This is a genomic window from Polaromonas sp. P1_E11 (genome assembly GCF_056405995.1).
This window is the reverse complement of sequence record NZ_JBFUBA010000002.1, coordinates 1,298,105-1,310,598: the sequence shown is the minus strand read 5'-3', so window position 1 is coordinate 1,310,598 and position 12,494 is coordinate 1,298,105. Positions and strand designations below refer to the sequence as shown.

Annotated in this window: 12 protein-coding genes; 7 read left to right on the top strand and 5 right to left on the bottom strand. The window is 63.3% G+C overall.

The features are described 5' to 3' along the window. Window positions 1-84 precede the first annotated feature (84 nt). From pcaH to AC1D11_RS13675, 4 genes are all read left to right on the top strand, one after another. Window positions 85-798 carry a protocatechuate 3,4-dioxygenase subunit beta gene (gene pcaH / locus AC1D11_RS13690; RefSeq protein WP_477647549.1) on the top strand — a complete coding sequence of 238 codons (714 nt, stop codon included), beginning with the start codon at window positions 85-87 and terminating at the stop codon, window positions 796-798. A 17-nt stretch (window positions 799-815) separates the two neighbouring features. After that, window positions 816-1,421: a protocatechuate 3,4-dioxygenase subunit alpha gene (pcaG, locus tag AC1D11_RS13685; protein ID WP_477647548.1), complete on the top strand. Its 606-nt coding sequence runs from the start codon at window positions 816-818 to the stop codon at window positions 1,419-1,421. 61 nt (window positions 1,422-1,482) lie between these two features. Next, window positions 1,483-2,079, top strand: coding sequence for a hypothetical protein (locus tag AC1D11_RS13680; protein WP_477647547.1), 597 nt, complete (start codon window positions 1,483-1,485; stop codon window positions 2,077-2,079). Window positions 2,080-2,440: 361 nt separating this feature from the next. Continuing rightward, window positions 2,441-2,824, top strand: a complete 384-nt coding sequence (locus tag AC1D11_RS13675; RefSeq protein WP_477647546.1) for a VOC family protein — start codon at window positions 2,441-2,443, stop codon at window positions 2,822-2,824. Window positions 2,825-3,109: 285 nt separating this feature from the next. Here AC1D11_RS13675 and AC1D11_RS13670 read toward each other — a convergent pair whose 3' ends face one another. After that, entirely contained in the window at window positions 3,110-3,922 is an 813-nt protein-coding gene (locus tag AC1D11_RS13670; protein WP_477647545.1) for a siderophore-interacting protein, read from the bottom strand. A gap of 371 nt (window positions 3,923-4,293) precedes the next feature. Between AC1D11_RS13670 and AC1D11_RS13665 the strand changes: the two genes are divergently transcribed. Then, entirely contained in the window at window positions 4,294-5,415 is a 1,122-nt protein-coding gene (locus AC1D11_RS13665) for a mechanosensitive ion channel family protein (RefSeq protein WP_477647544.1), read from the top strand. On the opposite strand, the gene ddpX is transcribed toward AC1D11_RS13665, so the two are convergent. Both ddpX and AC1D11_RS13655 read right to left on the bottom strand, forming a co-directional pair. After that, window positions 5,402-5,998, bottom strand: coding sequence for a D-alanyl-D-alanine dipeptidase (ddpX, locus tag AC1D11_RS13660; RefSeq protein WP_477651271.1), 597 nt, complete (start codon window positions 5,996-5,998; stop codon window positions 5,402-5,404). The two genes, AC1D11_RS13665 and ddpX, sit on opposite strands and share 14 nt — an antisense overlap. Window positions 5,999-6,083: 85 nt before the next feature. Then, window positions 6,084-7,583 (bottom strand): AMP nucleosidase, encoded by a 1,500-nt coding sequence (locus AC1D11_RS13655; RefSeq protein ID WP_477647542.1) that lies wholly within the window; start codon window positions 7,581-7,583, stop codon window positions 6,084-6,086. Between the two features lie 117 nt (window positions 7,584-7,700). Between AC1D11_RS13655 and AC1D11_RS13650 the strand changes: the two genes are divergently transcribed. Continuing rightward, window positions 7,701-9,062, top strand: a complete 1,362-nt coding sequence (locus AC1D11_RS13650) for a S1 family peptidase (protein WP_477651272.1) — start codon at window positions 7,701-7,703, stop codon at window positions 9,060-9,062. Beyond that, window positions 9,059-10,057 (top strand): FHA domain-containing protein, encoded by a 999-nt coding sequence (locus tag AC1D11_RS13645; protein WP_477647540.1) that lies wholly within the window; start codon window positions 9,059-9,061, stop codon window positions 10,055-10,057. The genes AC1D11_RS13650 and AC1D11_RS13645 overlap by 4 nt, the downstream gene beginning before the upstream one ends. Before the next feature lie 12 nt (window positions 10,058-10,069). Here the strand turns inward: AC1D11_RS13645 and gorA are convergent, their stop codons facing one another. After that, window positions 10,070-11,437 (bottom strand): glutathione-disulfide reductase, encoded by a 1,368-nt coding sequence (gene gorA / locus AC1D11_RS13640; RefSeq protein ID WP_477647539.1) that lies wholly within the window; start codon window positions 11,435-11,437, stop codon window positions 10,070-10,072. Window positions 11,438-11,480: 43 nt separating this feature from the next. Next, complete coding sequence (locus tag AC1D11_RS13635; RefSeq protein ID WP_477647538.1) at window positions 11,481-12,371, bottom strand: LysR family transcriptional regulator; 891 nt, start codon at window positions 12,369-12,371, stop codon at window positions 11,481-11,483. Between the last annotated feature and the right edge of the window lie 123 nt (window positions 12,372-12,494).

Sequence of the window (12,494 nt, the reverse complement as noted above, 5' to 3'; positions counted from 1 at the left end):
CATTGGGGCCGATTAAAGTCACGGCAGCGTAGAAAAGCGCGCCGCTACCAGGGCGCCAGCGCATGCAACCCATTGGAGACATCGATGAAACCCGACCTGAACACCAGCTTTCTGGCCCCACGCGACTGGACCAGCCATTCGCCCCATATTTATCCCGGCTACAAGTCCACCTTGCTGCGCGGCCCCAAGCAGCCGCTGGTGCCTATCAAGCAGGCGCTGGCACAGCTCAATGCACCGGTCTATGGCGCCGGGCAATTCGGCCCGCTGGACAGCGACCTGACCAAAAACGCCGTCATGAATGGCGACCCGTTGGGTGAACGCATCATCGTCACCGGCCGTGTGCTGGACGAAGACGGCCGGCCCGTGCGCAACACGCTGGTGGAAGTCTGGCAGGCCAATGCGGCCGGCCGCTATGTGCACAAGGTCGACCAGCACGACGCGCCGCTGGACCCGAACTTTCTGGGCGCCGGCCGCTGCATGACGGACAACGAAGGCCGCTACAGCTTCAAGACCATCAAGCCCGGCGCTTACCCTTGGGGCAACCATCCCAACGCGTGGAGGCCGCAGCATATTCATTTCTCCCTGTTTGGTGACTACTTCGCCAGCCGCCTGGTCACGCAGATGTATTTCCCCGGCGACCCGCTGCTCGGCTACGACCCCATGTACATGGGCGCGCCCGAAAGCGTGCGCGAGCTGATGGTCTCGAAATTCAGCCTCGACGTGACCCAGCCCGACTACGCGCTGGGCTACGTGTTCGACATCGTGCTGCGCGGCCCCAAAGCCACGCGTTTTGAATAAGCGGCAGGAAGAACACCATGACGACTACAAGCCAACTCAAACAAACCCCTTCGCAAACTGTCGGCCCCTTTTTTGCCTACGGCCTCACGCCCACGCAGTACGGCTACGACCTCAAAAGCCTGTTCACGCCGGTGCTGGCCCAGTCCAATGCGAAAGGCGAACACATCCGCATCACCGGCCAGGTGTTTGACGGCGCCGGCAATGCCGTGATGGACGCGATGGTCGAGATCGCGCAGCCCGACGGCAGCGGTCAGCCCATCACCTCGCTGGCCGACGCCGAAGCACGCGGCTTCACCGGCTTCGGCCGCTGCGGCACCGGCACCCTGGCGCAAAGCCATTACGAGTTCTTCACCGTCAAGCCAGGCGCTGTGGCGGGGCAAGCGCCGTTCATCAACGTCTGCGTCACCATGCGCGGCCTGCTGGTGCATACGTTCACGCGCATCTACTTTGATGATGAAGCGGAGGCGAACAGCAAAGACGCGGTGCTGGCAAGTGTGCCGGCCGAACGGCGCAGCACGCTGGTTTCCCAACGCGACATGACGGGCGCCGGAGCGGTCTACCGATTCGACATCCGCATGCAGGACAGTGCGGCCGGCAAGGAAACGGTGTTCTTCGACCTGTGAGCGGACGTTGTAGCCCGGCAGCTTGGTCGAGTACAGTCCTCATAACATGAGGCAGGACACCATGACCAATACATTCTTCTGTACTGTGAGCCGAGCCTTTGTTGGGCTGTCGGCGACCTTTTTTTGCGTTACCGGTCATGCAACGTTGCCGCTTATGGACACGGTTGAATACCAGGGGCAAACAACCGTAGTCGCATGGCTTGCCTTCCCTCAAAATGATGCGATACAGGAAATTCGACGTGAAGAGCGTTGCTCCGCTATTGGAGCGCCGAGAGCAACCTGGCGAATCGTCGATGACCGTTTGTGGCTCACTGGTCTCTTTAAATGTGGAGGTGATATCAGCCTTAAGAGCGTTTATGGCGGCAGCGGCGAGCCGATGCTGGCGGAATGGATCAGTGGGCCGTTGGAGACCTATCGGGGGAAACAACTATGTTCGTCAGAGATGGGATGGCCCGGAATCCATGAGAGAACTTTGGTTTTTCATGTCGAAAGAGGTGTAGTGATGAAGATCAGCGAGACCGTCAACACGGATCATCCCGCTGTCCCCGACCTGGCGTACATCGAAAAATTTCTTCGCGACAACCGCCTGGATGTTAAAGAGGCCAAATCACTTCTAGGCAGCTTGCCTTGCCGACGAATCGAAGCGCAAAAGCCTTGAGACCGCGAGAGCTAACCGGCATGCGACTGATCGCGACAAATCGATAACACCGAGCCTCTTCCGCGTCAGCGCAATCAAGAACTCGCCGCATAAAACATTGGCAACTGAAGATTCCTCGCGCCATGGTAGGGACTGGCCAGTTACCCTTGATGCTATGAATTAAATAGCAGTTTGCGCCCGTCTTCTTTGGGTTTCCCGTCCTTTTTCAGGAACCTGCCCGAATGGCTGCAGTCTTTCAGGGCATTTTGTAAAACGCGCGGGTGGCGCGGGTTCTTGCCGCATGAAGGTTGTTACGCACGCCTGTGTACAGGCGCGGCCCGCCTGCGCTATAAAACAGGCCTTCACCTTCAAGAGGCCTGCCATGACCATTCACCTGGACCACTTCATCGTATCGGCGCGAGACAAGGTGGCTTCTGCCAGACTTCTGGCAGAGCTGCTGGACGTGCCATGGGCTGAAACCACCATAGGGCCCTTTTCAGCCGTCTACATCAACGAAGGCTTGACGCTGGACTTCATCGATACCGACGAGGAGTTTCCCGTCGAGCATTTCTGCTTTCGCGTGAGCGATCAGGAGTTCGATGCCATCCTGGCGCGCATCCAGGCGGCCAGCATTGAATACCGCAGCTCGGTTCGCGGCCCCATGGACATGCAGGTCAGCACGTATCTTGGCGGTAAAGGCATCTACTGGAATGAGCCTGAGGGGCATCAGTGGGAGATGTTGACGGTGAGCTACGCGAGAAAATAAATCCACCCCCGTCCAGGCTCACTGCGTGTAGCCTGTTCCCCCCTCGAGGGGGCGGCGCCTGCGGTCTGGCAAAGCCAGTCCCGCGGCCCCCACTGGTGAAATACCCTCACCGCATACGCCCTGAATCTTCAAGCCAGCAGGAGCCGTGGAACCGGCTTTGCCGGGCCACAGGCACCGTCCCCTGCAAGGGGAAAAGGGCTACACGCAGTGAGCCCGATAGGGGTGTGCCCATTTTTTGCCCCCTCGGGGGGCAGCGACCCACACGCAGTGGGGGAGCGTGGGGGCTCAATCCTCGCCGTAATCATGGTCCGGGTGGTTGATGGTCCCCAGCTTCCAGTAGCCACGGCCCACAATGCTGCTGCGTTCCACACCCAACTCCTCATTCAGCAACTGGCGTAGTCGGCGCATGGCCGCCGCCTCGCAGGCCAGGTAAATGCGCGTGCCGGGTGCGGGTGCGCCGGCTTTGCGCAACGCGGCTTCCAGTGCCTGGCCGGCCTTGTTGTTGTCGGCGCCACGGGCGACCCATTGGGCATTCACTTTGGCGGTGCTTTGCAGCGGGCGCTCTTCAGCTGCATCCACCACTTCGACAAGCACCTGAACTTGCGCGCTCGCGGGCAAGCTGGCCAGGATGGTTTCAAACGCGGGCAAGGCACTGTCGTCACCGATCAAAAAATGCGCAGGCGCTTCCAGCTGAACTTTGTAGCCAGGGCCTGGGCCCATCAAATACAGCACCTGGCCCGGCTGCGCCTGCGCAGCCCAGGTGGAGGCAGGGCCGTCGCCGTGCAACACAAAATCGACATCGACCTCGTGCACATCGCTGCGTACCGCCAGCGGTGTGTAAGTGCGCATGGACTTCGGCCGTGGCCCATCGGGCAGTGGGCGCTCGGGCTCGGTCTGCCCCGGTTCGGGAAAGATCAGCTTCATGTAGCAGGCTGGGTCGTTGACCTCGAAGCCTTCAAGCTCCGCCCCCTGCAAAGTGATGCGGCGCATCAGCGGGCTCAAGGTCTGTACGCGGGTGACCTGCACGCGGCGCGGCGGCCGGCGCTTGCGCGGTGCGGCCTCGGGAGCAGGGGATGCGGCTGAAGGTGTTGTGGACATGGTGTCTTTCAGGGAGGGCGGCGCATGGTGCGGCCCACAGGTTAAAACTCTAATTGAGAATAATTATCATCTGATTGCAATGGACTGATGGTTTGCAGGGGAAAGACTGGCACGCGTCCTACTTGAGGCGCGACTCTGCTGCAGTAGAGTAAGAACGAGCAAGGTAAAAAGCCCGGGTGTGAGCTGTTACCCGTGTTCGCATGGCCTCCGGCCCCCCGGGTGTTGTCCCATCCCACGTTCTCTATCTCCCATTCTCCACTTGCCACTTCATCTCCAGCGTATGACCACCATCGGAACCTCCGCTTTCCCCTCGCCACCCAACACCGTGCAGAGCCGTCGGAGAACTGAAGGGTGAACGAGGGGGCCACTGAATGAACTTCGCAGCACTGCTTTCCTGGGCGGACGACTCTTCGCTGCACGTGCTGCTGGCGGCCTGCATCGGCGTTGCCCTGGCGCTGGTGGTGCACACGATAGGCGCCGTCGTGGTCCTGCGCCTGACGCGCTCCATGCCGGTGATGGCCCGGGTCGCAGAGCAATGCCGCTCTCCCGTGCAGGTGCTGCTGCCCCTGATTGCCCTGCAGATCGTCTGGCACAGCGCGCCGGATACATTTCCGCTGATCAACGGGGTGCGGCATGCCAATGGCTTGCTGCTGCTCGCCGCCCTGACCTGGGCCGGCATGCGCGCGGCGCGCGGGGCCGCGCTGGGTGTGATCGGCTTGCACCCGGTCGATGTGGAGGACAACCTCAATGCCCGCCGCATCCATACGCAGACCCGCATGCTGGCGCGCACCGCCATGTTCATCGTGCTGTTGACCGGGCTGGCCCTGATGCTGATGACCTTTCCCGGCGCGCGCCAATTCGGGGCCAGCCTGCTGGCTTCGGCGGGTGTGGCGGGGCTGGTGATCGGTATCGCGGCCCGGCCTGTGTTCAGCAACCTGATTGCCGGCCTGCAGCTGGCGCTGGCGCAGCCCATCCGCCTGGACGACGTGCTGATCGTGCAGGGCGAATGGGGCCGGGTGGAGGAGATCACCGGCACCTATGTGGTGCTGAAGATATGGGACGAGCGGCGCCTGATCGTTCCGTTGCAGTGGTTCATTGAAAACCCTTTCCAGAACTGGACGCGCACCGGCGCCCAGATCATCGGCACCGTGTTTCTCTGGGTTGACTACCGCATGCCCCTGGCCCCGCTGCGCGACGCAGCGCGGCGCGCCTGCGAGGAATCGCCCGAATGGGACAAGCGGCTGTGCCTGCTGCAGGTGGTGGAATCAGGCGAGCGCAGCATGCAACTGCGGGTGCTGGTGACGTCTGCCAACTCGAGCCTGAACTGGGACTTGCGCTGCAAGGTGCGCGAGGCGCTGGTGGATTTCATGCAGCGCGAATACCCGCAGCATTTGCCGCTGGTGCGCACCGAGTCAGCCGAGCCGCGGGAGCCGGCGGAGCTGCCGGCGGCCGGACCTCTTGCCGATCAGGCCGGCGAGCTCAGGCGGCCTTGAGCCGGGCGGGCTGCTGGCCCCCGGCCACGCAGCGCATGAAAGCATGGCTGTCGATCAGCGGAAAGCTTTTGGCGTCCGGCAACTGGTAGTGCCACCACTCGTTGGGGTGGTGCACAAAACCCGCTTCCAGCATGACCGTGAGCAGCCGCATGCGGTTGACCTGTATGGCGACGGGGTGTGCCGTGTGAAAGTGATGGGATCCGTGCGTCATGGTGTCAACCGGCGTGCCCATGTCCAGTTCCTGCCCGTCGGGCCCCAGCAGCGTCACATCAAGCGCCACGCCCCGCGTGTGGTTGGAGCCCTTGGCCGGATCGGCGATGTAGGCGGGGTTGGGCGCCACGGCCCAAAGTGCCTCCTGCGCTTCCTGCGGCCTGAAGGCATCGAAAATCTTGAGCTGAAAGCCCATGTCTTTTGCGGCCGTGATGGCTTTGCGCAGGCCGGCGTCTGCCTGCGGATGCAGGAAGCACAGCGGGCTGTCATAAATCACCTGGCCGGTAAAGTTGTTGGTGCCTGCATAGATCAGGTCGATCACAACGCCATGGCTGGCTTCTGTGACGGGGACAAGCGGTGAAAGATTTTCCATGGGCAGGTGGTATTTATGAAAAATAAGGCTGCAAGCCAATAAGGCCGAGCGCAAGCAGCTACCAAAAGTATAGCAACTGGCGGATCTACTGGAACGCGACTTCCGAAAAACTGCGCAGCTTGCGGCTGTGCAGCTGCGTGATGCCTTCGGCGCGCAGCAGCTCGATGGCGCGTATGCCGATGCGCAGGTGCTGGTCGACGCGCTCGCGGTAGAAGTGGTTGGCCATGCCGGGCAACTTGATCTCGCCGTGCAGCGGCTTGTCGCTCACGCAAAGCAGCGTTCCATAAGGGACCCGGAAGCGAAAACCGTTGGCGGCAATCGTTGCGCTTTCCATGTCCAGCGCCACGGCGCGGCTCTGGCTGAAGCGGCGCTGCGGCTGGTTGCCGGGCAGCAGTTCCCAGTTGCGGTTGTCGGTGGAGGCCACGGTGCCGGTGCGCATGATGCGCTTGAGGTCGGGGCCCACGGCGTGGGTGACGTCGGCCACGGCTTTTTCCAGCGCGACCTGGATTTCAGCCAGCGCGGGAATCGGGACCCACAGCGGCAGCTCTTCGTCCAGCACATGATCTTCGCGCACATAGCCGTGGGCCAGCACGTAGTCGCCCAGCTGCTGGCTGTTGCGCAGGCCGGCGCAGTGGCCCAGCATGATCCAGGCGTGCGGGCGCAGCACGGCGATGTGGTCGGTGATGTTCTTGGCATTGGCCGGGCCCACGCCGATGTTGACCATGGTGATGCCGGTGCGGTCGGCGCGCAGCAGGTGGTAGCCCGGCATTTGCGGCAGGCGGGGCGGCTGCACGCCGAGCTCGTCGCCGGCCTCGGCGGGCAGGCCGGTGCGACGGGTCACCACGTTGCCTGGCTCGATGAAGGCGGTGTATTCGCTGTCGGGGTCGGCCATGGCTTCATGGCCCAGGCGCACGAACTCGTCGATGTAGAACTGGTAGTTGGTGAACAGCACGAAGTTCTGGAACCAGTGCGGCGAAGTGCCGGTGTAGTGGCGCAGGCGCTGCAGCGAATAGTCCACGCGCGCCGCGGTGAACAGCGACAGCGGCTGCGGTTCGCCGGGCAGGGGTTCGTAGGTGCCGTTGGCAATGCCGTCGTCCATGGCGGCCAGATCGGGCAGGTCGAACGCGTCGCGCATCAGCATGCGGCGCGCTGCGTCCATGCTGCCTTCAATATGGTCGTTTTCGGCAAACGAGAAATGGATGGGGATCGGCTGCGTGCTGGTGCCGATTTCCAGCTCCACATCGTGGTTCTGCATCAGCAGCCGGAATTGCTCCAGGTAATAGTTGCCGTAGAGGTCGGGCCGGGTCAGTGTGGTTTCAAAACGGCCGGGGCCGGCCACAAAACCAAAGCTCAGCTGCGAGATGTCGGGCGTCTCCAGGATGGCGCGGGCCACGGTGTCGGTGTGGATGCGCACGAAAGGGTAGCAGGCGCGCACATGGCCGGGCAGGGTCTCGCCGGCCACATAGCGCTGCATCGCGTCGCGCAGGTGGGCAATCTGCTGGTCATAAATGGCGCGAACCTGCGCCAGTGCGGCGGCCGGGTCGCTGTAGCGGGTCGGGGCTATGAAAGGCGGCAGATAGGGCATGAAAAAAGCCTTGTTTTTATGGTGAAGGTACAGCAGGTGGTTTTCGGCAAAGCGTAGCACCGCAGGGCATGCACATCATTGTGCGGCAAGTACCGTGACACACCCTAGAATGCCCTGATGAAACACCACAACCCTTCGGGGCACCTGCGCGCAGTGGCGGCAGTCTTGCTCGGGGCCCTGTGCCTGCAGGTGGCCCAGGCCCAGGCGCAGGCCCCGGCACCGGGCCGCGCTCCGCAGGCGCCGGCCGCCGCACCGGCCCAGATCTCGCGCGACGCCCAGCGTGCCTATGAAACCACGCGCGACAAACTGGTGCAGATCCGCACCCTGCTGCGCAACTCCAACACCCAGGCCAGCGTGGGCTCGGGCTTTTTTGTCTCGGCCAACGGGCTCATCATCACCAACTTCCATGTGGCCAGCCAGCTGGCGCTGGAGCCCGAGCGCTACCGCGGCGTCTACGTGCCGGTGGACGGCAAGGAGGCCGAGGTTGAATTGCTCGCCTTTGACGTGCGCAACGACCTGGCGCTGCTGCGCGTGAAAACGCCGGCAACGGGAATGCCGCAGCTGGCTTTTCGCGGGGCGGACAGGCCCCTGGCGCGCGGCGAACGCATATATTCACTGGGCAATCCGCTGGACATCGGTTTTGCCGTCACCGAGGGCACCTACAACGGCCTCGTGCAGCGCAGCTTTTACCCACGCATCTTTTTCGGCGGCGCGCTCAACCCCGGCATGAGCGGCGGCCCGGCGCTGGACGATGCCGGCCAGGTGGTCGGTATCAACGTGTCCAAGCGCCTGGACGGCGACCTGCTGAGCTTTCTGATCCCCGCTGAATTCGCCCAGGCACTGCTGGCAAAGGCCGCTTCGGCCAAGCCCATCACCAAACCGGCACACGCCGAGGTGGCGCGCCAGCTGGGCGAGCACCAGGCGCTGCTGACGCAAAAATTCACCGCAGTGCCGCTCACGGCGCAAAAGCACGGTGGCTACAGCGTGCCCGTGCCCGAAGATTCCCTGGCCCGCTGCTGGGGCCGTGGGCGCGAGCCCGACTTCAAGGCCTTTGACCTGGAGCGCACCGACTGCCAGATTGACAGCCATGTGTTTGCCGGCGATTTCAACACCGGCTACATCCGCCTGCGCTACGAAGCCTACAACGCGCCCAAACTGGGCCCTTTGCGTTTTGCCGTCATGTACTCGCAAAGCTTCGGCAATGAGTACTTCTCTACCCGGGGTTCACGCAAGGCCACGGCGGCCGAGTGCTCCGAGCGCTTCGTCGAAACCGGCGGCATGCCCATGCGCGCCGTGGTGTGCATGAGTGCCTACCGCAAGCTGCCGGGCCTCTACGATGTGTCGGTGCTGACCATGTCCGTCAACCAGTCCACCAGCGGTGTGCAGGGGCGCATGGATGCGCAGGGCGTGAGTTTTGACAACGGCCTCAAGCTGGTGGCGCATTACCTGGGCGGTTTTAAATGGGAGGCCGCACCATGAGCGCCGGCAATCTCGCCCTGCTGCAGGCCACCGACCGCAACGGCGCGCTGGTGGGCCGCCTTGATGTGCGGCACTGGCCCGTCACTGTGGGCCGCGCACTCACCGCCGACCTGGTATTGGATGACGGCCATGTGGCCGCTGAACACCTGCGCATAGACCGCACGCCGGAAGGCGAAGTGATGGTGCAGGTGCTGGACACGGTCAATGGTGTCGCGCTGAACCGGACGCTGCATGGCCAGGGCACACAGTTCAGCTGGCCTGCCGGCGAGGCCCTGACCCTGGGCCGGCTGAAGCTGGGGCTGCGCCTGGCGGAAGCGCCGGTGGCCGTTGAAGAGCGGCTGCCGCACTTTCCGTGGCGCACGACCGGCTGGACTTTGCTGGCATTGGCCGCCATGCTGGCGCTCGTGGTGGGGCAGTCGTGGCTGACCCTGACCGAGCCATCCCAGCTGGCGCGGCAACTGCCCGGCCTGATGGCGATGGTGGCCATGGGCATCACCGTGTGGGCAGGCCTGTGGGCACTGGCCACCAAGCTTTTTACCGGCCACCTGCAGTTCTGGCGCCATGTCCGTATTGCCTGCACCAGTTCCGTGGCAATACAACTGGTGGCCACGCTGGCCGGCCTGCTGGCTTTCATGTTCTCGCTCGAAAGCCTTGCGCGCTTTGAAACGCCGCTGCTGCTGCTGGGTGCGGCCGCGGCCATCTATGTGCACCTGTCGGTCATCGTGCCGCAGCGCCGGCGCGGACTGGCGGGGCTGGTGGCTGGCGTGGCTGTGCTGGGCATTGTGGCCATGCTGGGCACCAACTGGCTGCAGAACAAGCGGCTGTCCAACAAGCTCTACATGTCCACCCTCTACCCGCCGTCCCTGCGCATGGCGCCGGCGGTACCCCTGGCGCAGTTTCTCGGAGAAGCCGGCACCATCCGCCAGCGCCTCGACGAACGCCTGAAAGACCGCGAGCCCGATTCAGACACGCCCGAAGACCCGGATGCGGATTGATATTTCCTGAAATCAGTCCTTGACCGGTTCGCGCATCGTCACGAATTCCTCGGCGACGGTCGGGTGTATGCCGATGGTGCTGTCAAAAATCGCCTTGGTCGCACCGGCTTTCATGGCCACCGCAAAACCCTGCACGATTTCGCCGGCGTCCGGCCCCACCATGTGCAGGCCGACCACGCGGTCGGTGGCGTCTTCGACCAGCAGCTTCATGAGCGTGCGTTCGGTGCTGCCGCTCAGCGTGTGTTTGAGGGCCTTGAAGTCGGCACGGAACACCGTGACCTTGCCGAACTTCGCGCGCGCATCGGCCTCTGAATAGCCGACCGTGCCGATGTTGGGGTGGGTGAAGACGGCCGTCGGCACAAACTCATAACTCATGTTGCGCGGTTTTTTGCCGGCGGCGGGGCCAAAGAGCTGGTCCACCACCACCATGGCTTCGCCCAGCGCCACCGGTGTCAGCTGCATGCGCGCCGTCACGTCGCCCAGCGCATAGATGGACGGCACCGAGGTCTGGTAGTGCGCATTGACCTGGATCGCACCTGCAGCGTTGACGGCCACACCGGCAGCTTCGAGCCCGATGCCGTTCGCGTTGGGAATCCGCCCCGTGGCGTAGAGCACGGTGTCCACCTCCAGGCTTGCGCCGTCCTTGAGCGTCACCTGCAGGCCCGTGGCGGTTTTGGCGATGGCGGCAATCTCTGCACTCAACTGCAGGGTGATGCCGGTCTTGCTCATCTCGGCGGCAATGAAGCGCCGCACGTCATCGTCAAAACCGGTCAGCAGCATGTCGCGGCGATGGACCTGGGTGACCTGTGAGCCCAGTCCGTTGAAGATCGAGGCGAATTCGCAGGCGATGTAGCCGCCGCCCACCACCAGCAAGCGTTTGGGAAACGGGTTGAGGTCGAACATGTGGTCGGAGGTCACCACGTGCTCGCGCCCAGGAAGCGCCGGCACGGTAGCGGTGCCGCCGGTAGAGACCAGAATGGTTTTGGCGGTGAATTTCTGGTCGTCGACCTCGACCGTGTGGGCATCGAGCAGCCGGGCCCAGCCCTTGACGATCTTCACGCCCGAAGTTTCAAGTAACTGCACATAGATGCCGTTGAGCCGCGAAATCTCGCGGGCGCGGTTGGCCTTGAGCACGTCCCAGTCAAACACCGGCGACTCGCCGACCCAGCCGAAGCCGCGCGACTCTTCAAAGCTGTCGCCATAGTGGGCGGCGTAGCTGTAGAGCTTTTTGGGAATGCAGCCCACGTTCACGCAGGTGCCGCCCATCGCGGCGAATTCGGCCAGTCCCACACGGGCGCCGCGTTGGGCCGACATGCGCGCGGCACGCACCCCGCCGCTGCCGCCGCCGATCACAAAAAGGTCAAAATCAAAAGTCTGCATTCGCTTCTTTCAGTGGGTGCCGGCAGCGCTGGCTGCGGGCATGTCAGGACCGGAATTCCCGCAACTCGTGTTTGATCCACTCAATGAACACCCGGGTGCGCATGGGCAGCAGCCGGGCGTGCGGGTAGACCACATTGATGGGCCGGGGTGGCGGCTCAAAATCCTCCAGCACGATGCGTAAATGTTTTGTCTGCAAAAACGGCGCGACCTGATAAGAGAAAAAAGAGCCCAGGCCCGCCCCCGCGGCGCAGGCCGCCACGGCCGGCGCGATCTGGTTGAACTCCAGATTACCACTGACCGCCAGTCGCAGCTGCCGGCCCTGGACATTGAACGGCCCCCACGTGGGGGCATGGCCGCTCACGCGCACGCAGTTGGCGCTGAGCAGTTCGCGCGGGTGTTTCGGCACACCGTGGCGCCGCAGCCAGGCCGGGCTGGCTACCACCAGGCGCCGGATGTGCCCGATGTTTTGCGCCACCAGGCTGGAGTCTTCGGGCTCGCCGATTCGAATGCCGACGTCGATGCCTTCTTCCAGCAGATTCACCACGCGGTCCAGCAGCACCATGGAGCAGCGCATCTTGTCGTGGTGCTGCACAAAGCGCGTCACGGCAGGCGCCACGTGCATTTGCCCGAACAGCATGGGCGCGGTAATCGTCAGGTGGCCCGCGGGTTCGGCCGCGTCGGCCGTCAGCGCCGCTTCTGCGTCCGCGAGTGTGGCCAGCACCTGCCGGCAGCTTTCCAGGTGGCGCCGGCCTTCCTCGGTCAGTGAGATGCGGCGCGTCGTGCGGTTAAAGAGGCGCACGCCCAGCTGCGCCTCGAAGCCGGCCAGCGTGCGCACCATCGCCGGCAACGAAGATTCCATGACCTGGGCCGCGGCCGTCAGGCTGCCTTGTTCGGCAATGTGAATAAAGGCCTGCATGGCACGGAGTTTGTCCATGGCGACATGCTACGCCTGTTGCAGTGATTCATCCACTAAATGGATTAGTTAAATGTCATGAGAGCCATTTATTCAAAATATCGGCTCAAACAAAATCCACTCCCGAGAGCCAAGATTTTTCAA

Coding starts and splice junctions, on each gene's coding strand:
- pcaH (WP_477647549.1), top strand. CDS start 85: ATGAAACCCGACCTGAACACCAGCTTTCTGGCCCCACGCGACTGGACC.
- pcaG (WP_477647548.1), top strand. CDS start 816: ATGACGACTACAAGCCAACTCAAACAAACCCCTTCGCAAACTGTCGGC.
- AC1D11_RS13680 (WP_477647547.1), top strand. CDS start 1,483: ATGACCAATACATTCTTCTGTACTGTGAGCCGAGCCTTTGTTGGGCTG.
- AC1D11_RS13675 (WP_477647546.1), top strand. CDS start 2,441: ATGACCATTCACCTGGACCACTTCATCGTATCGGCGCGAGACAAGGTG.
- AC1D11_RS13670 (WP_477647545.1), bottom strand. CDS start 3,922: ATGTCCACAACACCTTCAGCCGCATCCCCTGCTCCCGAGGCCGCACCG.
- AC1D11_RS13665 (WP_477647544.1), top strand. CDS start 4,294: ATGAACTTCGCAGCACTGCTTTCCTGGGCGGACGACTCTTCGCTGCAC.
- ddpX (WP_477651271.1), bottom strand. CDS start 5,998: ATGGAAAATCTTTCACCGCTTGTCCCCGTCACAGAAGCCAGCCATGGC.
- AC1D11_RS13655 (WP_477647542.1), bottom strand. CDS start 7,583: ATGCCCTATCTGCCGCCTTTCATAGCCCCGACCCGCTACAGCGACCCG.
- AC1D11_RS13650 (WP_477651272.1), top strand. CDS start 7,701: ATGAAACACCACAACCCTTCGGGGCACCTGCGCGCAGTGGCGGCAGTC.
- AC1D11_RS13645 (WP_477647540.1), top strand. CDS start 9,059: ATGAGCGCCGGCAATCTCGCCCTGCTGCAGGCCACCGACCGCAACGGC.
- gorA (WP_477647539.1), bottom strand. CDS start 11,437: ATGCAGACTTTTGATTTTGACCTTTTTGTGATCGGCGGCGGCAGCGGC.
- AC1D11_RS13635 (WP_477647538.1), bottom strand. CDS start 12,371: ATGGACAAACTCCGTGCCATGCAGGCCTTTATTCACATTGCCGAACAA.